This is a genomic window from Zwartia sp. (assembly GCF_049655405.1).
Lineage (GTDB): Bacteria > Pseudomonadota > Gammaproteobacteria > Burkholderiales > Burkholderiaceae_B > Zwartia.
Genome location: NZ_JBASJR010000008.1, coordinates 282858 through 306120 on the forward strand (window position 1 = coordinate 282858; position 23263 = coordinate 306120).

General features: G+C 48.4%; 19 protein-coding genes. 6 read left to right on the plus strand and 13 right to left on the minus strand.

Annotated features, from left to right (window positions below; all coding sequences use genetic code 11):
- Positions 1–24: 24 nt before the first annotated feature.
- From WBJ47_RS05285 to WBJ47_RS05335, 11 genes are all read right to left on the minus strand, one after another.
- Complete coding sequence (locus WBJ47_RS05285; protein WP_422243133.1) at positions 25–621, minus strand: hypothetical protein; 597 nt, start codon at positions 619–621, stop codon at positions 25–27.
- Positions 618–1034 carry a GtrA family protein gene (locus WBJ47_RS05290; RefSeq protein WP_422243134.1) on the minus strand — a complete coding sequence of 139 codons (417 nt, stop codon included), beginning with the start codon at positions 1032–1034 and terminating at the stop codon, positions 618–620. Before WBJ47_RS05290 ends, WBJ47_RS05285 begins: the two co-directional genes overlap by 4 nt.
- Complete coding sequence (locus WBJ47_RS05295; RefSeq protein WP_422243135.1) at positions 1024–1983, minus strand: glycosyltransferase; 960 nt, start codon at positions 1981–1983, stop codon at positions 1024–1026. The genes WBJ47_RS05290 and WBJ47_RS05295 overlap by 11 nt, the downstream gene beginning before the upstream one ends.
- Positions 1980–2921 carry a UDP-glucuronic acid decarboxylase family protein gene (locus WBJ47_RS05300; RefSeq protein ID WP_422243136.1) on the minus strand — a complete coding sequence of 314 codons (942 nt, stop codon included), beginning with the start codon at positions 2919–2921 and terminating at the stop codon, positions 1980–1982. The genes WBJ47_RS05295 and WBJ47_RS05300 overlap by 4 nt, the downstream gene beginning before the upstream one ends.
- 2 nt (positions 2922–2923) lie before the next feature.
- Entirely contained in the window at positions 2924–4276 is a 1353-nt protein-coding gene (locus WBJ47_RS05305) for a UDP-glucose dehydrogenase family protein (RefSeq protein WP_422243137.1), read from the minus strand.
- 105 nt (positions 4277–4381) lie between these two features.
- A complete protein-coding gene (locus tag WBJ47_RS05310; RefSeq protein WP_422243138.1) occupies positions 4382–6121 on the minus strand; it encodes a hypothetical protein in 1740 nt (579 codons plus the stop codon).
- A gap of 317 nt (positions 6122–6438) precedes the next feature.
- On the minus strand, positions 6439–8976 hold the full coding sequence (locus tag WBJ47_RS05315; RefSeq protein WP_422243139.1) for a glycosyltransferase family 4 protein: 2538 nt from the start codon (positions 8974–8976) through the stop codon (positions 6439–6441).
- Positions 8976–10190, minus strand: coding sequence for a class I SAM-dependent methyltransferase (locus WBJ47_RS05320; RefSeq protein ID WP_422243140.1), 1215 nt, complete (start codon positions 10188–10190; stop codon positions 8976–8978). The genes WBJ47_RS05315 and WBJ47_RS05320 overlap by 1 nt, the downstream gene beginning before the upstream one ends.
- A gap of 9 nt (positions 10191–10199) precedes the next feature.
- Entirely contained in the window at positions 10200–11420 is a 1221-nt protein-coding gene (locus WBJ47_RS05325) for an ABC transporter ATP-binding protein (RefSeq protein WP_422243141.1), read from the minus strand.
- Positions 11420–12223 carry an ABC transporter permease gene (locus WBJ47_RS05330; RefSeq protein WP_422243142.1) on the minus strand — a complete coding sequence of 268 codons (804 nt, stop codon included), beginning with the start codon at positions 12221–12223 and terminating at the stop codon, positions 11420–11422. The genes WBJ47_RS05325 and WBJ47_RS05330 overlap by 1 nt, the downstream gene beginning before the upstream one ends.
- A 5-nt stretch (positions 12224–12228) precedes the next feature.
- The gene (locus tag WBJ47_RS05335; RefSeq protein ID WP_422243143.1) at positions 12229–13644 is read right to left on the minus strand and encodes a mannose-1-phosphate guanylyltransferase/mannose-6-phosphate isomerase; all 1416 of its coding nucleotides are present in this window, start codon (positions 13642–13644) and stop codon (positions 12229–12231) included.
- Positions 13645–13903: 259 nt separating this feature from the next.
- On the opposite strand from WBJ47_RS05335, the gene gmd reads away from it, so the two are divergent.
- From gmd to WBJ47_RS05350, 3 genes are read left to right on the plus strand one after another with little or no spacing between them, the layout of a single operon-like run.
- Positions 13904–14959 (plus strand): GDP-mannose 4,6-dehydratase, encoded by a 1056-nt coding sequence (gmd, locus tag WBJ47_RS05340; protein ID WP_422243144.1) that lies wholly within the window; start codon positions 13904–13906, stop codon positions 14957–14959.
- Positions 14960–15901 (plus strand): NAD-dependent epimerase/dehydratase family protein, encoded by a 942-nt coding sequence (locus WBJ47_RS05345; protein ID WP_422243145.1) that lies wholly within the window; start codon positions 14960–14962, stop codon positions 15899–15901.
- Entirely contained in the window at positions 15901–17025 is a 1125-nt protein-coding gene (locus WBJ47_RS05350) for a glycosyltransferase family 4 protein (protein ID WP_422243146.1), read from the plus strand. Before WBJ47_RS05345 ends, WBJ47_RS05350 begins: the two co-directional genes overlap by 1 nt.
- Positions 17026–17032: 7 nt before the next feature.
- Here the strand turns inward: WBJ47_RS05350 and WBJ47_RS05355 are convergent, their stop codons facing one another.
- Together WBJ47_RS05355 and WBJ47_RS05360 are read right to left on the minus strand one after the other, a co-directional pair.
- On the minus strand, positions 17033–18142 hold the full coding sequence (locus WBJ47_RS05355; protein WP_422243147.1) for a glycosyltransferase: 1110 nt from the start codon (positions 18140–18142) through the stop codon (positions 17033–17035).
- Positions 18143–18144: 2 nt separating this feature from the next.
- Positions 18145–19248, minus strand: a complete 1104-nt coding sequence (locus WBJ47_RS05360) for an MraY family glycosyltransferase (protein WP_422243148.1) — start codon at positions 19246–19248, stop codon at positions 18145–18147.
- 243 nt (positions 19249–19491) lie between these two features.
- On the opposite strand from WBJ47_RS05360, the gene galE reads away from it, so the two are divergent.
- The 3 genes from galE to WBJ47_RS05375 all read left to right on the plus strand — a co-directional run bounded on the left by galE (position 19492) and on the right by WBJ47_RS05375 (position 23261).
- Entirely contained in the window at positions 19492–20511 is a 1020-nt protein-coding gene (gene galE, locus WBJ47_RS05365; RefSeq protein ID WP_422243149.1) for a UDP-glucose 4-epimerase GalE, read from the plus strand.
- A complete protein-coding gene (locus WBJ47_RS05370; protein WP_422243150.1) occupies positions 20478–21839 on the plus strand; it encodes an O-antigen ligase family protein in 1362 nt (453 codons plus the stop codon). Before galE ends, WBJ47_RS05370 begins: the two co-directional genes overlap by 34 nt.
- Positions 21840–21920: 81 nt before the next feature.
- Positions 21921–23261: an MFS transporter gene (locus WBJ47_RS05375; RefSeq protein ID WP_422243186.1), complete on the plus strand. Its 1341-nt coding sequence runs from the start codon at positions 21921–21923 to the stop codon at positions 23259–23261.
- Positions 23262–23263: the final 2 nt, after the last annotated feature.

Genomic DNA, 23263 nt, shown 5'->3' on the forward strand with positions numbered 1-23263 from the left:
TATTTGACGCGTTGAATAACCAAGCTACTGACAGATATAGTCGACTTTGGCAGGACTGTTTCTAAAGGGATCCGTCAAATCATCAGAGTAAGTACCCATCAACAAACGCTGTTTGGGTAAAAAGTGATTTCTAAAAAAACGACTACTCGTCGCCAGTGTTTGCCCCCAATCAGTCAATTTCACGCAGCCGTCTTTAATGATAATAGTTCCTGACTGTTGTTGCTCTGTCAGACGAACGTCCACTAATCGGTGCTCTTTAACGTATTCCTGCGTAAAGACCTGATCAAAATCCGCAAGCTTGATCCCGCCCCCGCGCTGCTGCATCTTTTCTAAAATATAAAAAGACAAAGATCGATCAATGACCGTTGGAACGGAAATAGCAAAAGAATATCCCAACAAAAGCCAGATCAACAGAAGTTGTAATTTTTCAAATGATGTAAAACCTCTAAACCACTTCAAGCTATTAACAATAATTAAAGCCAGAATAGATGCAATCACCGCATCAAATAGCGCGCTATAAAAAACAACGCCCACCTTAAAAAATCTAACATGGATGTAATAAGTGACTAACAGCAATAAGCCAAAACAAAATGTACTGCAAAGAAGTTTGATGTATTTCATACTTTAAACACCAGCACTTTATTTCCAATATAGCTGCATGCTACTTGCATTGCCGTTGCAATCACGAAACCAATCATGTAGTTTTGCAAGTAAAGATCCACCCACACATACATAAGTAGCCCATGCAAAATTGCGATCGCTGCATACAAAATCATGAACCGATAAAGTTGTTTGACTAAAGGTTCTAGCGAGCCATTAAAAACATAATATCTGCTGCCAATGAACGATACGGAAATACCAAAGATAGCAGCAATGAAATTTGCAACACCTGCAGAATTCCATTCGAGTACTTTTAAATTGAACGTTAAAACCAGAAAATGAATGACTGTCGCAACTAGTCCATTAATAATGTATCGTGTTAGTTGACTATTTAGCCTGGCCGTCAACGTATAAGAGGGATGACTATTTGGCATGTTTGATGTCTTCAATGAATGCGCGATAGTCAATCTGATTAGGTGCCCCCGAGCGAACAACCCCCGTCAGCATGAGCGTCATCAAGGTCAAGGCACCTGTTTGTAAAAACACTAGCAGCAAGATGCCTAGCGCAACTGAAAACCAACCAGGCGTTGCAAAGCCTGCTAATTTGAGCCCAATGGCTATCGCACTCGCCAAAACTGTTGCAACTGCAACTAAGGCGCAAATTATTCCGACTCTGACCAATACATCTTCTGCAAAAACCATCAGCGCCCTAAATCCATGCAGCGCTAAACCTACAAAATTCATTTTGCTTTTACCTGCATACCTTGGTCCACGATCAACAGGTAATGTTTGAACGCGCAGTTTTGATGTCAGCACACAACTCGCTACATGCATCCACAGTTCTTGCATTGCCGCGAGTCGTTTAAGTGCGGCAGGCTTGAGCGCCATAAAATTACCGAAGCTGATTTTCCGCCCGGTTAAAAACTGAAACAATAATTTATAAATCAGATAAAAGGCCTTGAAACGAAACGTTTCGACACGACTTTTGCGCTGCGCCACGACCACATCGATATTTGGCGACTGCATGGGAGTGACTAATTCACGAATGGATTGAGGTGTATCTTCGCCATCTGAATCCATCACGACCGTACATGGCATGTCGGGGAAGTGGTCTGCCACATAATTAATACCGATCGCGATCGCGCGCTGATGACCCACATTTCGCTTTAATTGAATCACAACGCCATTCAAACCATTACTTTGAAGCGCTTCAATATGAACCGGCTGATGGATCGATCCATCATCCACTGCCACCACATAGACACGATCTCCATACTCTGCGAAAAGCTCTCTAAAGAGCCTGGTGGATGCCTCTTGATCTTCGTAGATCGGCATCACGACCGCAAAGCGCGAATCCGTCATATTGGCAGCGGTGAGTGTCATTGCGTGACAACCTTTCTAAAATAAGCGATTGTGCGCTCAAGGCCTTGCTCTAGAGCAATGGTAGGCTCCCAGTTCAACAATTGCTTGGCCTTGGTGATGTCCGGACGACGCTGCTTGGGATCATCTTGTGGCAAAGGCATATGAATCAACTTGCTTGCCGAGCCTGTCAAACGCAGCACTTTCTCTGCCAACTCGATCATGGTGAATTCGCCTGGATTGCCCATATTGATTGGACCCACGACCTCATCGCTTGCATTCATCAAGCGCATAAAACCTGAAACCAGATCGTCGGCGTAGCAAAAACTGCGTGTCTGCGAACCATCACCATAAACGGTCAAGCCCTGACCTTTTAGTGCTTGTACGATGAAGTTACTCACGACACGACCATCATCCGCGGCCATACGAGGACCGTAGGTATTGAATATTCGGACAACTTTGATTTTGACGCCATGCACGCGCTGGTAATCAAAAAATAGCGTTTCGGCCGCACGCTTACCTTCGTCGTAACAGCTACGAATACCTATCGTGTTGACATTACCCCAGTACTCTTCGGGTTGAGGATGAACGGACGGATCGCCATAGACCTCAGAGGTCGATGCCTGAAAGACTTTTGCGCCGGTTTTTCTGGCAAGCTCGAGCACATTCAGCGCACCCATCACCGAGGTTTTCATCGTGTGGATGGGGTCAAACTGATAATGCACCGGAGAAGCCGGACAGGCCAGGTTGTAGATCTCGTCAACGTTTTCGATATTGATAGGATCAACCACATCTTGTTTGATGAAGGTGAAGTTGGGGTGTTTAAGCAACCCTTCTATGTTTTTTTGACTTCCTGTAAACAAACTATCCAAGCATATGACTTGGTGACCTTGCTCGATCAGGCGATCGCATAAATGCGATCCTAAAAATCCAGCGCCACCGGTCACTAATATCTTTTTCATGATCAAGCGCGCCCCACACCGGAATACGTAAAGCCAAGGGCTTTTAAGGCAGCCGGATCCAGATGGTTACGGCCATCAAAAATCACAGGCTGACGCACGGCTTGTTTAACTTGCTTGAAATCAATCTTTTTGTATTGCGCCCACTCAGTGACCAAGACAACAGCGTCGGCGTTTTGTGCGGCCTGCACTTCATCATCTACCAGCACCAACTTTGAGTTGCGCAACAAATCAGCAAAGACATGCTCTGCGACCTCTTTCGCCACAGGATCATGCGCGGTCACGGTGGCCCCTGCGGCGCACAGTGCACGAATCAAGTCGATCGAAGAGGCTTCACGCATATCGTCTGTGTCGGGTTTGAATGCAAGCCCCCAGACGCAGATATGGCGACCGTCGAGATCTTTACCCATCTTGGCCGTGATCTGCTCAAACAAATACTGTTTTTGCTTTTTATTACGTGCCTCAACACCATTTAAGACGATGGGATCGACACCCACGCTCTGGGCAATACGCACCAACGCCTGTACATCTTTAGGGAAGCACGAACCGCCATAACCACAGCCTGGACGCAAAAAGGCGGGGCCAATCCGTGAGTCGGTGCCCATGCCCATGCGGACGTCTTCTACGTTAATACCAAAACGATCACATACGTTCGCGATTTCGTTCATGAACGAAATGCGCGTGGCGAGCATGGCATTGGAGGCATACTTGATCAGCTCTGCCTCTTTTACGCCAACGGTGAGTAACTGACTCTCCTGCTTGACATAGGGTTTGTAGAGTTTGAGCATTTGCTCGCGTGTTTTTTCGGACTCAGTACCGATCACAATACGATCCGGGTTAAAGAAGTCATCAATCGCAGCGCCTTCTTTCAGAAACTCAGGATTGCTCGCGACATCGAACTCGATGAAACACTTGCGCTGGAACAATTGCCAAGCGACTTCACCTTTCACGAGGTCGGCCGTACCGACCGGAACTGTTGATTTATTGATGATGATGGCAGGACCCGTCAATGCTTGACCGATTTCTTTTGCCGCGGCCAACACATAGCGCAAGTCGGCGGAGCCATCCTCGCCCTGCGGGGTACCCACAGCGATAAAAACCAGCGTTGGCACGTTAGCATCCGAACCCAGACGAGCAAAGCCTGCTTTGATGCCTTCTGCAAATTTCAAGCGTTCGCTGGCGATCGATGCATCAACCACTTCTTTCAGACCGGGCTCATAGATCGGAATGACGCCTTTTTCAAGACGTGCAATCTTTGAAGGGTCTGTGTCAACGCAGACGACTGTATTGTCTTTACTGGAAAGACACGCTGCGGTCACTAGACCGACATAACCAGCACCAACGACTAAAATTTTCATAAGAATCTACTTTTAACCAATAATCGGTCAACCCTGTCAGCCTCAGCAGCGTTGAAAAAATGAATGTCCCAACATTTCAATATTATAGATACCTAGCGAATAGGTTCATCGAGATACCTCCACCAAATGTTTTGGGACAGCCATATCTAAATCATGAAACCAGGCCACTCCATCCTGAACCATACTCACTTCTAACTGGTATCGACCGGCCTGAGTCGGCAAAGCAATTTTGAGTGCTTCTATCTCTTTTTGTCCAGGCCTAAGCGCAAAATTCAGACCTTTACGCTCGATCCATTCTGGATTTTCCTTGCGCTGGCCCTCTGTATCAATTGGAATCAAACGCCAAGACAGTCTGATGGGTCCTTTGGTAGACAAGGTACTCAAAATTTCGTCAGAAGCATTTTCTATCGTGACAGTAATCAGCAAATCTGGAGTTTTAACCTCGGCGTGTATGCTGAGTCTAATTTTTGATGCTAACTCCGCATTAATCGTTTTATTTGTTGCCAAGGTAAAAGCACCCGCGCAAGGAAAGAGAGGCACTACGACGACACGGTTAGCTAACGAATCATTGTTCAGATTTGATTGTTTAAACAAATCAAAATAACTATTCAACCGATTTTGAAAACTGATGCATGGCAAGGGGTCTAGATAGCCGGGTGGAACATTGCCAGAATAACCATTCAGCGTAGGCAGATGTCTATCTTGTGCAAAAATCATTCCATCCAACTCAACCGCCTGAATGTGTGGATCATTTGGATTGCCCGTGACAAAGATAATAGGATCTTTCAAATCGTATGCGGGTAAGCGTGCTTTGAGATCATTTTGTCGATCCACCCATTTACTGATGCCTGTGCTGTACGGTTGATAAAAAATCGGCTCGACAATAACCATTAACACAAGGGCAACCAGCATCGCCCATCGTGTTTGCCATGTTTGAAATCTTTGCTGCACACCATCTATTGCGATTGCGGCAATAATACCTAGCGGCAACAACATGATTAAGACAATTCTAGATAAGGCTCGAACAGAGCCCACGCCCGGCAAATACAGCAGCACTCTATAAATAGAGTATCCATTGATAGAAAACGTCAAAACAATCAAGCCAAAAAGTATCCATGCTGAAATTCGACCTAATTGCTGATGCACGGTCCCTACATATATGTAATAGATACCGAGCATTCCCACTAGCGAAATTCCAAGGCCAATAAACATTTGATGTTCATGCCGCATTGGAACGTGAGCAAATGATTGGCCGATCCATTTAGTTAAAAGGGAACCGTCAGCAATCAAGTAACTCGATAGCGTTGGGATCATTGACTTTATTTCGCCCACTGAGCGATTAAAGCCATACTCCAATGAGACGATTTGATATTGATACAGCAAGGAAAAAATTGCACTGCATAAAAGAAATATATAAATGCATGAAATACCAATTGCCGTTTTTGAATACGATTGACCTGTTTGCCAATTGCTAAATAAAAATTCCTTTTTAGTCAAAATCCATACCAGCGTCATGATTCCTAATAGATAAATTAGAAATACTCCGAGGTAAATCGAACACAAAAACTGAATCAATAGCCAAAAGACAACTCTGACAAAAACAAAAATATTTTTGCTCTGTAAAAATTGATACATAGCTAAAAAAGCAAGTGGTACTGCAAAACGATAGGTCAGCTGAGCATGTGCTTCTTTTGGTAATGCGGGCAATGCAAACGTGAATACAAAGGCGCCAACGCCCGCGGCAAGAATTGAAAATCCAAGCCGTCTAAAAACGTAGTATGTCACCCAAAAGTTAAGTAGATTTCCAGCAATGAACCAAGCTAGATAAGCGTATTCGCGCTGCAATCCCGCAAACCTGAATAAAATATAGGACCAGCCAGACCCAAAGTGATTATCACTGAATGCGAGCACATTCTCGAAGGGATAAAAAAAGGCGGGGCTCCAAAGACTAGGCGCCTCGCCCTTTACCCATTGAAATAGGTGCTCGAGGATGACACTGTTAAATCTTGCATCGAACAAGTCGCCGGGAATCGCTCTGAGCCAATCGGTTGTATGCATGAGATAACCAAAAAAACCAGCAGAAAAAATCGCAGCAAGCAATCCAATTTGCAGCAAGCATTCAACTGATTTTTTTGAATATCGAAACATCTAAGCCTTTTGACTCACGTCATCCAATGATCTTCAAAGATGACTTTCTTTAATTGATTGGCGCTTTGTTCCCACGTTAGCCAAGGCATGTCTGCCACTTCTGGTGTCTGACCTGACGCATTTTTGGCTAACCAAGTCTTAACAGCAACCACAATCGCGTCCGGAGAATCTCCCGAGAAGTACTGGGCACAATTGCCTGCCACTTCTCTGAAAACGGGAATGTCGCGTGCAATGATTGGCAAACCGTGCTGGGCCGATTCGATCAGGGGTAAACCAAAGCCTTCGCCTACACTGGCGGTCACCAAACAGGTTGCAGCATCGTAAATTTTTTCAAGATACTCGTCGCTGACGCCTGACAACCAGAAAAAGCGCTTATTGCGTTCTGGATGATGTTCAAGGCGCTTGATAAAGTCATCCATTAACCAGCCAGCTTTTCCTACCAAGACAAGATTGACGTCCTGACCTTGCGCCCACAGTTGATCAAACGCATCCAGAACTTGGTGATGTGCCTTGCGTGGCTCAATCGTACCGACCGATAAAAAGGTCGGTCTTGCGGCCATCTTGGCTAAAACCGACATGCCATCCTCTGGCAAGCCTTTAGAGGGCACACTACTATCAATATCGGCGCCGAGATGAAACCAGCCAATCCTGAACGGACGTGCGCGCGGCGCAACGTGTTGCGCGGCCCAATGCTTAAACTCATTGGCAACAGCACGGGAAATACAAATTGCACCATCAAATCTGGATAACACTTGCAACCATTCTGTATGGACTGCAAACATCGATGGCCAAAACTGCGGAAACTGGACAGGCAGCAAATCGTATATAACAAAGTAAATAGATACACCGCGGGCGCGTAGTGCGCTCAAATACGGCGACTGATAGCGCGTGACCTGATGCTGCAAATCCAGGCCGAGGAAAATATCCCCAGGGATGGTTTCAATTAAATCATCCGGCCGGTCATCGGCCTGGCCTGTGAACTTGGCAATAAATTGCCGTGCGTAATGGTAGCCAAGCTCGTTCGTTGTCGCATACACCGGCGTGACCGTATAGCCTTCTGGTGCGCGTTGCAACAATTGATGCAGAATGCTTCGCGTGACGCGCTGAACGCCTGTTGCGGCATCGCGCCGAACGAGTTCCGAAATATCAACGAGTAAGTGGCGGGAGCGTTGTACGGGTTGATTCAACGCGATCATCGAAGCGCAACGATGAAACTCTGCGTCAGTGAAGGCGGGTTTAAGCTTGATGATGGATTGAATCAAAGCAGAATGATCAGGCAGTGCCGCTGAAACAGGATGGCGGTCTGGGGCATGGGATCCGTGTTGCGGGTGTACTGCGGCCACTTGCTCACACAACTTCAATGCTTTTTGTGCGCAAGATTGCCAGGAAAATTGAGCCACATTTTTATTTCCGTGCTCGATCAGAGTCTGACGAAAATCTTCATCCTGAAGCACACGCAAAAGTTTAGCGGCGATATCGTCTTCACTCAGCGGGTCAAATAAAGCGTCAGCCATGCCAACGACTTCAGGCAGACTGCTATTGTTAGAAGCAATCACCGGCGCACCGCAAGACATCGCTTCGAGCACAGGCAAACCAAAGCCTTCGTGCAAAGAAGGAAATACATAGGCGTGACAGAGGTTGTACAACTGGCACAACTCGACGTCAGACACATTACCAGTGAAAATCAGGCATTGCTCTGGCACACCATGTGTTCGGCTAAGGTTGCGTAAACCTTGAATCAAGGCTTCAGGAATCTTGCCTGCAATCACCAAGGGATATTGCTTAATAAGCTCGGCTGGCAAACTTGCATAGGCTCGGATCAGACGATCCAGATTTTTTCTGACGTCCCCTCCGCCCGAATACATGACAAACGACTCAGGGATTGAAAACCGCTGCGCCAAGGCAGCCTTATCCTCTGGCTGAAGCGGGATCACTTTAAAGATTGGATCGCAAGCGCCAGAAATATTCACAAGGCGGTCGATTGGTAGCGCGAGGTGTTGCCGCGCTTCAGCTAAGGAACTTTCGGAAATGGTCAACCATGCCGTTGCTTTTTTAAGTTGTGCCAGTTTGGACTGGTAAAAGCTTTCGTAACCTGGATTGGGCTTGAGATACTGCTCTGACTGAACGAGCGGAATCAGGTCATACAACATTGAGACGACAGGAAACGTGACCGGCAATTCACCAATACTGAGTACAGCATCGTCGAGATAGCCTTCAAACAGACTGGTAATTAACACCACATCTGGTTCAAGCCCTGCGATGAAAGACTCGCGCATCAACGCTGCGATGTGGACCCGAGACTGGTTGGCGGAATCGGCGGCTTTCACTGGCCCCGGCGCAAACCAGACACGAATATTCTCTTGAGGAAGAGTGCCATCCAGTGCTGCGCGAATGCCTTCAATCGTCTCTGGAAACATGCCGTTCAAGGCAACGAGCACCTCGTGCTCACCGCGCAACGCAGCAATCGTCTGAGTCAGTGACAGACTGTAGCGCCCAATCCCGCGAAAACGACTCTCTGTTTGCGCACCCTGCAAATCAATAACGATCCGCATTATTGACGTCCTTTATTTTTTTCTAGCTCGGCGATCATGTCTGCATATACTTGCTGTGCATGAGGCGTTGATTGGGTCATCGTCAGAATGGGTGCATAAGGAGACTCGCCTGACTGCAAGGAACTAGACGAGCCTTCTTCGGGAGAGATCCGCAAATACATAGAGCTCAGCTTGTCGTACAAGCCTTTTTTGCCGCTCACGCCGCTATGACGCGCACGCAAGCTTGGACGTGCATCGAAAAACGAAATCGCAACAGCAAGAATGGGGCGAAGCGCTTTTTTAATCAACGCCTTTACGCGCCCCATGACCCCATCACGTCGCAATAACGAAACTTGATCACCCAACCAGCGAAGGGGTCGTGTTACACGCCAAGAGCTACTCGCATAAATCGCATCCAAAGCTGCCTCGGCATACACGGCCTTCGTCATCGCTTGCTGGGCGAGATCCGCAGTCTGTTGCAAGCGAACTTCAATTTGTTGATCGTAAACACTAGACAATTGACCAAGTGTGACACCGTACTCTTGCTCAAAAGCCAGACTGACTGCGCGAAGCACTTCCTCTGGCGCGGCCTTTTGCGCCACGATCGCATAGTCCGGACTCACACCGCCTAACACGTCATGCATATTCAGCTTTCGGCCAGCACTCAAGTCAACCGGCGCTTGCAAACGAATCACTTTGACGCGCGCAAAACCGCAATACTCGGCAAGAAACGACAACAGCAATGGAGGAATCGGCTGACGATGCGTGGGATCGAGATAAAAGTTTGCCGTACCTACTACGATGTTTTCAGGATTGGGCGTTTCAAGAATCAGCAAGCCCGCGGGCTTGAGCGCTCGCAAAGATTCTGACATCAAGCTTTGTAACGCTTCAAACGGAATGTGTTCTGCCAAATGAAAACCGGAGACAACAGCCAAGCTTGCATCGGACTGCTCCTGTAGACCGGTTACGGCATCTTTAGTCTGAACATCCAAACCGCGCTCACGACAAACGGCAAGCATGCCATCATCCAGATCAACCCCGCTGGCTTTAAAGCCACTTTCAGTCAACAGCTCTAGCCATTCTCCACGGCCACAACCGAGATCGAGTGCGGATGCATCGGGATAGAGTGATTGAAGCGGCTCGATAAAAGGGAGATATGCACGCTGACGTGTTTTGATCAACTCGCGCGAACCGCGATGCTGATCTTCAAACGCCCGATAGAAACCATCACTCATATATTTGCCTTAGCGATCACACTTCAATGTCGTGGGCAACCAGGCGGCGCCGACGAAGGGATCTTTATCAATGTTGATGACGTTAAACACAATGGCGCGATCACGCCATTCAAAATTCTGACCTACATGCGTATCCGCGGTATGCAGTGCGAGCGCCACGCTATAAGAACCCACACCCAGATTGGCGTCAAAATCAAACACGTACTCAAGATGTTCGCCCTGACGCACATGCTCGGTTGGTTGACGCAAATGGTGACTGTTGGTACCAAAAACAGGCTGACCCAACCGGTCTTTAATCATGTAGCCCAGCACCAGTTCTGGCAGGTCTACATGGGCATTGACTCTGACACGGATACGTACCGTCTGACCCACCCCAATCACCTCGACCGCTTCATTCTGCGCGTTGAGCAGCTCAGCCGACTCGATAGTTGCTTCGCCTGTGCCTGAAGTGGTTTTGATCCTTCCGTCCTGATCCACTTCCTGACGGACTGTCAGTCTGCCTCGTTCGGCCAACATTGCGTTGTAATAATCCATCACCGCTTCAGGATCGCCTTCCATCGCTAACCGACCTGCATTCAGCAAAATCGCACGATCGCAAATACCTTGGACCGCGCCCTTGTCATGCGACACGATCAAGAGCGTGGTGCCTTGTTGACTGTAATCACGGATGCGATCAAAACTTTTATGCTGAAAGTAACTATCGCCAACCGAAAGTGCTTCATCCACGATCAAAATATCTGGTCGCTGAGCGGTTGCGACGCTAAAGGCCAGACGCATCTGCATACCGCTTGAATAGACGCGAACGGGCTGATCGATGTAATCGCCGATTTCAGCAAATGCTTCGATCTCAGGCATCAGTTGATTCAGTGCCTCAACCGATAAGCCTAGCAATTGGCCCGCCATGATTGCATTTTGACGTCCAGTGAAATCAGGATGAAACCCCATCCCCAGTTCGAGTAATGCGGCAACGCGTCCCGTAACTTCAACGTTGCCTACTGTCGCCTGCGTTGTGCCGGTAATCATTTTCAACAAGGTGCTTTTGCCCGCACCGTTGATCCCGACAATCCCCACCGCTTCGCCAGCCTGGATGGTGAAATTTAAATCTTGCAGCACCCACTTCATCTTGTGACGCGGCTTGCTGAACGGAATCATCCACTCTGCCAGACGCGACCAGCGACTTGGGTACTGTTTATAGGCCTTGCCCAGATTGCGAACAGAAATGGTTCCCATCAGAGCTCATCCACCATTTCGCCAGCGTGTTTACGAAACAGGGTCATGCCCCAAAAACATAAGAACACGCCAAGCATTGTCACCGGCCACAGGGACTCCCAGATGGGCCACTGGCCGTTGACGAGAATGCGTTGATAAGAATCGATGATACTTGTCATGGGGTTATAGCGAATCAGATTCTGTGCAAACTCAGGCAAGATATTGATGGGATACACAACTGGCGTCAGCCAAAACCAAAACTGAATCACGACGCCAAACAATTGCCCAACGTCCCTGAAAAAAACATTTAGTACGCCTAAGGTCATACCAAGACCCACCGCAAAAAGCACCTGTAGACACAGCACCGGAAAAATAGCGAGATAGGGCAATCCGGGAAAGGAACCTGAAATCACTAAAAAGAGTGTGAACAAGCTAAAAATAATGGCAAAGTTCAGACTGGCATTGGCCACCACAATCACCGGCAAACACAATCGAGGAAAACTGATCTTCTTGATCAGGTTTGCATTTTCTAAAAACACATTTTGTGCGCGCGTGACAGTCTCTGAGAAAAACGCCCAGGTCAGCACGCCGGCGCAGAGGTAAATGCTGTAAGCAAACGGACCACTAGCACCACCCGCCACTTCGGGAAGTTTTGCGCGCATGATTTGCGAAAACACGAGTGTATAGACGGCAATCATGGCCAGTGGATTAATCACTGTCCATGCAGCACCTAGCAGCGAATTGCTATATTTGGCCTGAAATTCTCGCTTGACGCTGCCGAGGATAAAACCGCGGTATCCCCAGAGAGCTAAAAGCATCTGCATCCGTCTTACACTCGACCGTAGTGATCTTCGAATCTGACGATGTCATCTTCGCCCAAATAACTTCCGCTTTGTACTTCAATCAACACCAGATCGATCTTGCCTGGATTTTCGAGTCGGTGTTTGTGTCCGGCGGGGATAAAGGTCGACTCGTTTGTGGCGATGAGCAAATCTTGTTCACCGTTGACGACTTTAGCCATGCCATCCACCACAATCCAGTGCTCACTGCGGTGATGGTGCATTTGCAATGACAGCGAGGCGCCTGGTTTAACGACGATACGCTTCATCTTGAAGTTCGAACCTTCTTCGAGCACCGTGTAGGTGCCCCAGGGACGATGAACCGTGCGATGCAAGCGATAGGCCTCATGGCCGATTTTCTTTAACTGGCCCACAATCTGTTTGACGTCTTGCGAGCGATTTTTATCCGCAATCAACAGGGCATCCGGTGTATCGATCACGATCAGGTTTTCGACGCCTACCGCTGCCACGATGCGATCATCTGCTTGGATGTAGCAGTTTTTGACATCATGCAGAAAGGCTTCGCCTTCAATGCTGTTGCCTTGCGCATCCGGCGGAACGAGGTCACCCAGCGCATTCCAGGAGCCGATGTCACTCCACCCAATCGAACAGGAGACGACCGCGGCCTGTTTTGTTTTTTCCATCAAGGCGAAATCGATCGAGATGCTTTCGGCCTGGGCGAAAGTCTTCGCATCTAGCTCAATCTGATACTGGCCTTTGCCTTCTACCCGACGCGAAACGTCCAAACTGTTGGACACCGCTTGAAGCACTTCAGGCGCGTATTTTTTCAGTTCCGCCATGGCCGTCTCTGCGGTCATGCAAAACATGCCTGAATTCCAGAGATATTTGCCGCTATCAACGTAGGCTTGAGCGGTTTCTAGATTCGGTTTTTCAACAAAGCGGCGCACGCTATTGCCATCCGCCTCAATGTATCCATAGCCTGTCTCGGGCGCTTCTGGCTGAATACCGAAGGTGGTGATTTTGCCCGCCTCTGCGAGCTTGACGGCTTGCTGAACTGCGCTCGTAAAAGCAGGGACGTCGCTAATTAGATGATCCGCCGTCAAGAACAACATGATGGCCTTGGGACCATAGGTTTTGCTAATAGTCAGTGCGGCAGCGGCAATTGCGGGCGCCGTGTTGCGGCCCTCTGACTCGAGAATGAAGCCAAGCGGCATGGGTATGTCACCGGTTTCGCGATACTCATCTGCGGTCTTGAAAAACAAATCTCGGTTTGTGACGGTGAGGACCTCGGCAACCCCTGGCAAGCCCTTGGCGCGTAAAAACGACTTTTGCAACAGGCTTTGCCCGTCTGCAAGTCTGATAAAGGGTTTGGGGTGTAACTCGCGCGATACAGGCCACAGGCGCGTACCGGCACCACCTGAAAGAATCACGGGGATTAATTGCATGATCAACCGTCAAAAAATGTTGGACCGCTTGCCGACTAGAATCCAGAACCAATAATCTTTATTTTGACAACAATTTAAGGTTATTTGAGCTTTGGCGTAAAGTCGGCACTTTTTTGCTAATAGTCGCATCATAACAAGGACAGGGACATTTTCTGGCTTTTAAGCGATCGCCTTCGTATAGGATATTGGGCTAAGCACAAGTATTTTGGGTCGCTCTCCAAGTATAATAGGGGTTTTACTTAGTGCGATGGGGCTAGACGTGGCAAATGGCGTAACAAATTCAAAAGTAGCTGTGGTAACAGGCATCACCGGACAAGACGGTGCCTACCTGTCAGAACTTCTACTGTCTAAGGGTTACACGGTCTTCGGCACCTATCGCCGCACGAGTTCGGTCAATTTTTGGCGTATCGAAGAACTCGGGGTTGAAAAACACCCCAATCTCCATCTGGTCGAATATGACCTGACGGATCTGTCTTCTAGCATCCGCCTGCTGCAAACCACACAAGCGACGGAGGTGTACAACCTTGCCGCCCAAAGCTTCGTTGGCGTGTCGTTCGACCAGCCTCTGACCACCGCAGACATTACCGGGATCGGCCCGGTCAACCTGCTCGAGGCCATCCGTATCGTCAACCCAAAAATCCGCTTCTACCAGGCGAGTACTTCCGAGATGTTTGGCAAGGTACAAGCCATTCCACAGATTGAAAGCACCCCTTTTTATCCACGTAGCCCCTATGGCGTCGCCAAGCTGTATGCGCACTGGATGACCATCAATTACCGTGAAAGTTATGGCATTTTCGGTACGAGCGGCATTCTGTTCAATCACGAATCGCCTTTGCGCGGTCGTGAGTTTGTGACCCGCAAAATTACAGACTCGGTTGCAAAGATCAAACAGGGCAAGCTAGATGTGCTTGAACTGGGCAACATGGATGCCAAGCGTGATTGGGGTTTTGCCAAGGATTACGTCGAAGGTATGTGGCGCATGCTGCAGGCTGACGAACCTGATACCTTTGTGCTGGCAACCAATCGCACCGAAACCGTCCGCGATTTCGTCACGATGGCTTTTAAAGCTGCAGACATCATGATCGACTGGAAAGGGCACGCAGAAGCCGAACAAGGCATCGACACCAAGACGGGTAAAGCCTTGGTCAAGATCAATCCAAAGTTTTACCGCCCTGCAGAGGTCGAGCTACTGATTGGCAACCCCGAAAAAGCCAAAGACAAACTCGGCTGGGTACCACATACCACGCTCGAAGAACTTTGCCGCATGATGGTCGTCGCGGATCTGGCCCGCAATGAGCGTGGATTCTCTTTCTAAATGTCAGCTGCATCACCCGCGCCGAGCGCCAAACAACCTCCGCGCGTACTCATCACCGGCTTGCAAGGCTTTACCGGTCGCCACATGGCGACCGAGCTTGAACAAAACGGTTATGAGGTTTGGGGGATCGGCAGCCCTTCTCCCGATGAACCTCGCACATTGCAGGCAGACCTGACTGATTCCGCATCGCTCCTTGCGGCTGTTCAGATCATCCAACCACAATATGTCATCCATCTTGCGGGCATAGCCTTTGTTGGTCACGGTCAACCTAAAGCTTTCTACGATATCAATCTAGTTGGTACGCGTAATTTGCTTGAGGCACTAGAACCTGTTGCCGACAAGCTCAAGTGTGTGTTGCTTGCGAGCAGCGCAAACGTTTATGGCAACCTGCAAGGTGGTTTGCTAAGCGAATTCAACCCGACCAATCCTGCCAATGATTACGCCGTCAGCAAACTAGCGATGGAGTTCATGGCCAAGCTCTGGGCTCCGCGCATTCCGGTTGTCATCGCTCGCCCTTTTAACTACACCGGCGTGGGTCAATCCGATAGTTTTTTGATCCCTAAGATTGTTTCTCATTTTGTGCACAAGCGCGACACGATCGAACTGGGCAATATGGATGTCTGGCGTGAATTCAATGATGTACGTGATGTCGTGCACGCGTATCGAAAGCTCATCGAAGCGGCTCCAGTAGGTCAAACTGTGAATGTCTGCTCAAGTAATCTTGTCTCTCTACGCGATGCCTTGGCTTTAGCGTCTGAATTGACGGGCCATCAGCTTCACGCGTGCGTCAATCCGCTTTTTGTTCGTGCCAACGAAGTGCTCAAGCTTGGGGGCGATACCACGCTGCTTAAAACTTTTGTTCCAGATTGGCAGCCGCGTCCTTTGCGCGAAACACTCGCGTGGATGATCGCTGCCGAAACAAACGTCAACAAGGCTTCGTAATGCGTATTGGCTTTGGAGTCACCGCCCTGTGCAATGGTTTATCGGGCGGCGGACTGGATGGCATTGGCAACTACACGCGCGAAATCATGTCGCGCATTGTCTCTGCACCTCAGGTTGAACTGGTACCGTTTTCGTTTCGTGCCACGATCCCCTCAGATATGGGCCAGGGCGTCCAGCTCAGTCGCTACTCTGTCAATACGGCTTGGTCCGTTGCAACGGGCGCTAATTTCTTTGGCATGGGCGATCTAGTCAATCGTGTAGATTTGATTCACGCAACAGATCACTATGTGCCACGCTGCAAACCCGCCCCCATGGTTGCGACCCTAATGGATGCGATCCCTCTTTCGCATCCTCAATGGTTACGGAGTGAGTTTCGCGACATCAAAAACTTTTTGTGGAAGCGGGCGGCCAACTGGGCGGATGAAGTCATTACGATTTCGGATTATTCCAAAATTGAATTATCTAAATGGACCGGCATTGCACTCAACAAAATCACGGTCATCCCTTTAGCCGTTGATGAGCGCTGGTTTAGAAGTGTGAGCAGTGAGGAGTTTGCTCGGGTTCGACAGTTGTACCAATTACCTGAAACTTTTTTTATCTCCGTCGGCACGCTACAGCCCCGCAAAAACGTTGAAAGCACAATCTGGGCGCACCGCGCGTTGAGCCCTGCCGAGCGTGTTCGCACTCCACTAATCATCATTGGTCGCGCAGGCTGGAAATGCGAAGAGGTCATGCGGCTCATCGAGGAAGATTCTGCTTCAGGTGCGGTGCGTTGGCTAAAACATGTTCCTGATAAAGATTTATTACCCGTACTGAAACTGGCCTCTGCGCTTGTCTTTCCTTCGCTTGGCGAGGGCTTTGGTTTGCCTGTGCTCGAAGCCTTTGCTGCAAGCGTGCCAGTGATTACATCTAACACCACTTCTTTACCGGAAGTGGCAGGGGATGCGGCAATTTCGCTTAATCCTCTGGATATCGATGCGATTTCAAAAGCAATGCGACAGGTGCTAGAGGATCAGAGCCTTGTCCTGATGCTTAAGGAACGAGGTCTCGCACGCGCAAAGGAATTTACCTGGCAGGCTTGTGCTGATGCCACACTGCAGGTCTATCGAAAAATGCTTGATTAATTAGCCATTAAGAAAGCAAATCCCGATACGCCCCCATATACCTCTGCGCCATCGTTTCTGCCTTAAAGTGTTCTTCAAACCTGGCCAGTGCATGACGTCCCCACTGCGCAACCTGATCGGGTTGCTGCCAAAACGTATCTAGCGCCTGACCAAAACTCACGGAGTCCGATGGCGGGACAACCAACCCAGTCTGATTTGCCAGGTTGACGTAACTCGTCCCTGTACCGATCTCGCAGGTAATCATCGGTGTACCTTGCTGAGCGGCCTCGGCCAAAACAATACCAAAGGCCTCTGAAGGCATATGAGAAGGGAAAACAAAACCGTAGGCGGCACGCATAATCGTGCGCTTTTCTTCATTGGTGACTTCTGGCACAAAATGCAGGTTCGTGAGCCCCAATTGTTTAGCCTGCGCTTGTAAAGCATCATGCTGATCGCCACGCCCGACAATTACCGTCGGATAATCACGGGGTTTTAGCGCATCCAGCAAAACATGCAGGCCTTTGTAATAACGCAAAGCGCCCAGAAACAAAAAGAAGCGTGGGCCAAACTTGTCCTGCCACGCCTGCACGTCAGGATTCTCTGCAGGCAACTGAGCAAAATGCTCAATGCCATAAGTAATCAATCTCGTCTTGTTTTTAAACTTTTGCAGCACCGGACTTGATTGCATAATCCCTGGCGAGGCTGCGTAGATTTTGTCCATCTTGGCAAAATAACGATCGCGTAACGGGGCATACAACTTGTTCAGTTGAACCTGATTGACAACGTCTGAGTGATAGCTAAGCAGGCTTGGCTTGTTAATACCCGACAACAGGTAGCTAAGATCCGCATAAGGCCAAGGGAAATGCATGTGCATCACATCCGCCCAGGCCGCTTCTTTTTTAAAGTTCGCCAGAAAGCTGAGCGAAAATCCTGTCGAAGCAATGTAAAGATCACGCTTATAGCGAATCACCTCGTATCCAGCAGGCTGAATATCCCTGCGAGGATTTCCGGGTGTGAGCACTAACACACGGTTTTCAATACCCAACGGTTGCGTGTGGCTTGCAAGCGTGTGAACCACTTGCTCGATGCCACCATACGTGTCGGGAAAAAACGTTTTCAGTACATGTAAAACCCGCATCTTTACCGACGCCGCTTTTTTTGCAACACCAGCCAGCGAGGCATGCGAAACAACACCAAGCGCCGGTAGAGAACGACATAACTAATCGAGAAAAGGGCAACGAAAAACATCAGAACATATTCGTATTGCCAAAAAAGAACCGCAGGGATGGTACCCATCGAGGACAAAACCCACAGATACGGCGAGGTCATCGCGTTACGCTGAGTGATCAGGCGAGCTTCGCTTGAGCCGACCGCCCAACGAACCAGACGCTTGTAAACCAACATATGCAAATGCACGCCATCTGGCGCGCCGGGTGATTTACCTCGCACCAGCTTTTTCCGGTAAATCGAGAACAAAGTTTCAAAGACAGGGTAGATACACAGCAGGAGCGGAAACCAGGGTGATAAGTTCGGGTGGCGCGCCAGTAACAAGATGGAGAGTGCACCGATGATGAAGCCAATAAAGTATGCACCTCCATCACCCAGAAAAATCAGACCTCGGGGGTAATTCCAAATCAGAAATCCACCAATTGCACCGAGCATACCCACGGCCGCGACCAAGACAAGGCGGTCACCCAGATAGAACGCAACATAAGCCATCCCAGCAAAAATCATGGCTGAAACGACGGAAGCCAATCCGTTGTATCCGTCAATGATATTAATTGCATTAGCAGCCCCTGCCATCGCAAAGATTGAAACCAGGAATGAAACGGCTGCAAACTGCAAAAGCCAATCCAGACCAATAATGCCCAGGTGGGTGACGCCTGCTCCGACCAAAAAATATGCCAAGCCGCCGCTGCATAAGGCAAGGCTTAAACGGACACGTGCACGTACCTTTTTCGTGATGTCTTCAGTTAATCCACCCAAAAACACCGGCAAGCTTGCCGCGATAAGTAGTGTCAAGCTACTCACGATCTCCGGATCTCGGAATGCAGCGATCGCGCAGGGTACAAGCATCGAAAGCACAAGTGCAATCCCGCCAACCCGCGGGACGGCAAGAGCATGAAACTTTTGCACGCCTAAAAGATCATTATCGGCCGTGTAGGCAGCGTGAAGTCGGCGGTATTTCACCAACAGCAGCGTCACAACCAGCGAAACGATAAAAGCGCCTAAAACGTAGGCCATTTTTGGATTATCAAGTTAGTTACATTGGTTATTTTACCTGTCAGACTCCCTATAAAAAGTCATATTTAAAATTAATTGAGTTTTTCTAAATAAATTTGCACTTTGAACCTAAAACCGCCCAATAAATTAATGACCCTCTCATGAACTATGATTTACGCGTTAACACTACAATATGAGCATTATTCAGATATAACTAGATGGCCATTTTCTGGCAGGCTCCCTATTGGGTATTAATTCTTAAATATGAGACATAAAATTCTTGTAACAGGGGGAGCAGGTTACATAGGTTCGCACACTGCGTTGGCTCTACTCCAAGCTGGTTACGATGTCATCGTGATAGATAACTTGTCTAACAGTTCTAAAGTTTCTCTTGAGCGCGTAGGCGAAATCGCCGGTCGAAATCCTCTGTTTATTGAGGGTGACCTCAGAGATGCAGCGTTGGTCAATCAAATATTCAATGACCATCCAATCGAGTCTGTTCTTCATTTTGCTGCGCTAAAGTCTGTCGAAGAGAGCGTGAGAGAACCTCTCCGATACTTCGAAAACAATTTAGTCAGTACGATGACGCTTTGCCAGGCAATGGCAAATGCGAATGTTTTCAATTTAGTATTTAGTTCATCGGCTGTCGTGTACGGGGCTCCCTCTATTGTTCCGATTGCGGAGCATCATCCCACGGGGCAAACCACGAACCCCTATGGACGATCAAAATTTATGATCGAACAAATGCTCGCGGACCTGGCGGAGGCCGATCCGCGCTGGAAAATAGCAATTTTGCGCTATTTCAATCCAGTCGGTGCACATCCGAACGGACTGATTGGTGAAGACCCGAACGGCATGCCTAACAATTTGGTCCCTTACATCTGTCGTGTAGCCGTCGGCACTCTGGCTGAATTAAAAATCTTCGGAAACGACTACCCTACAGCCGATGGAACGGGTGTACGCGACTATATTCATGTGCTTGATTTGGCCGATGGGCATTTAAGCGCGCTAGATGCCATCAGAAAAAGTGGCGGCACCCACATCTGGAATTTAGGAACCGGTCAGGGCAATAGTGTGCTTGAAGTGCTAAGAGAATTTGAGGATATATCAGGCCGTCCCATTCCCTATAAAATCGCCCCACGTCGACCTGGCGACATCGCGACATGTTTTGCTGACGTATCCAAAGCAGAACGCGAGCTCGGCTGGAAGGCAAAATATACTTTAAATGAAATGCTGCGCGATGCGTGGAAATGGCAGTCAACCAACCCCTTGGGCTACAAATAAGGAGACGTTCATCTCTCGTATTCTTAAAAATTTATTTTCAAAATCGTAGGGATTTGGTTTTAAATATGCCTCGTCAAGTTTCTATCACTCAAAGCTTTGCCTTACTGATTGCCCTTTTACCGATCATGGTATTGAGTGAAATTGGACGCACAAGTGCTGCTTTTATTTTATTGATGTGTCTGAGTAGTTATATTTGCATCTTTAAATTTGATCGAAACAAAGCCATTTATTATTTTGCAAACTACCGCTATTTGTTAGTCGCGCTTTTTTTAAACGCAGCCGTCATTTTGGTTTCTAGCGCCTATCATGGAAAGTTTAGCGGCTCTGACTTTGAAAGAGCTATTCGCTTAGCGGCAGGTGTTGCACTGTTTCTCGGAGCGAGTTTAAATCTAAATGTAAATGTATTAAAACAAGCCGTATGGGGCTTTCTTATCGCTGTATGGGTATCAACCTATTACGTAGTGATGTCTGCATTAGTCAGCTTTCCTGAACGACCAGATCTTGACTTCATTCATAATGCAGTGACCTACGGAAATTTGTTGCTGCTCGTGACAGCCATCTCAGCTTTTTCAATTGGCTGGAGATTAACGCCCTATAAAAAAGTAGAGCTTGTTTTTAAATTTCTGACGGTAATGGTTGGTCTGATTGGTTTGGTGCTCACACAAACCCGAGGGGCTTGGCTAGCTATTCCTATTTTTATAATAATCGGCAGTCTAATTTTTTATAGAACTGTTGGTTGGCAAAAATTAATTGTGTCCTTAGGACTTGCAGTACTTGTCTTACTCGGAACTTTTACAGCAAGTTCTTCACTGCGTGATCGCATTGCGACTGGTTTCCATGAGACCAAAGAGTGCCTGTCCACGAATACTTTAGCCTTTTCTTCTATGTGCAACCGCATCCAACTCTGGCATGCTTCGCTATCAATTTTCAAGCAAAATCCGCTTCTAGGTAGCGGCTCTACCTCCAATTTTTCTAAAGCCCTACCTTCATTTGTAGAACAAAAAATTGTTTCTCAACAAGTCGCAAATGAATTTGGTGAGCCGCATAGTGAGTTCTTCCAACAGCTCTCAGCCTTTGGGCTCTTCGGTTTTATTGCACTGTTAATGGTGTACGTTGCACCGGGCTTTATTTTTCTGCGCAGAATAATATCCCCAAAAGGTGATCTGTCATCAAAAATAGGTGCGGGTATAGGGCTCTGCGTTTGTACTGGATTTTTTATCTTTGGTCTGACCGAATTGATGTTTAGAACAATGCATATGGTGAGCCTATATGCAGTGATGGTGGGTTGGGCGCTCGCTCTTTCTGAACCTGAATCAATAGCGTCATAAGACCTAGCTGTTAACGTACCGAAGTCGGAAGCTTTATTGAAAACAACTTTCCCCACTTCTACAAAAGAATTCTTCTTAGCAATGGTTGGCATTGCCTCCTCAGCCATTGTCGTTGCATTTGACGCAACAATAGTCAGCACGTCATTACCTCAAGTCGTGGCCGCCTTAGGCGGCATGGATCTCTATGCTTGGGCAGGTACGGGCTACTTTCTCGCCTCTGCAATCACCATCCTGATTTTTGGTCGCTTGGGTGATCTGTATGGTCGTAAACCATTGATGCTCATTTCGATGGTGCTAGTGGTGCTTGGCTCTGTATTGGGCGGACTCTCCCAGTCAATGGAGCAGTTGATCGCCTTTCGTGTGCTCCAAGGCCTGGGCGGGGGGATGATGATTGCCACCACGTTTGCAGCGCCTGCTGACCTGTTCCCGGATCCCCGCCGTCGAGTCAGGTGGTTGCTATTGATTTCTTTAACGTTTGCGACGGCCAGTGGCTTAGGTCCGGTTTTGGGCGGATGGATCACTCAGTCGCTCGGGTGGCGATCCGCTTTTTTTGTGACGCCCGTTGCGGCTTTAATCGGAATTGTGACGACTTGGCGATATTTTCCTTGGATTAAACCGATGCGGGATGCCAAGTTGCGTCTGGATTGGTTGGGGTCTTTACTGTTGACGCTGGCAGTGGGAGCACCTCTTGCGGGGCTTGAACTATTGACTGGGCTAGGTGAGTCAACCTATCGGCTCTGGGGCATTGCTTTGATTGTAGTGGGAGTGGGTGCAGCCGCTCTGCTTGTCCCGGTCGAGCGACGCGCGCAAACACCTATCTTCCCATTGAGGGTGCTACGGACCTCAGAGTCACAATTGATTAATCTGGCCGGGTTACTGTCAGGTGCGGTGATGTTTATTTTAATTTTTTACATACCGTTATTGCTGCAGGACGTCTTTGGCTACAGCCCCTCGCACGCAGGTTTGTTAATGACTCCCTTAGTGGCAGGGACGTCTGTGGGCAGCATCATCAACGGACGATTATTTCCTCGACAAAACGAGCCAGGGCGATTGATGGTGTTTGGGAGTGGGCTGTTAGCCTTGGGCTGTGTGTTTACTCTGACCTTTTCCGCGAGTAGTCCAGGATGGTGGATTTTGTTCACGATGTCTTTATGCGGAATGGGGCTTGGGTTTCTATTACCAAACTTCACTTTGTTTATGCAAATGTTGGCCGAGCAACGCGATGTCGGTGTAGCCTCGGCACTGGTCCAGACAACACGTGCACTAGGGAGTGCGTTTGGAACAGCAATTGTGGGGATTGCGGTAGCAAGGATCTCTATCACCGTGGGCGTCAAGGCCGGGTTGGTGTGTTGTATTGTGATGTCGCTGGTAATTGGTTGGGTATGCTCTCGCATTCATATGAAAAACTTCAGTAAAACCTAGAA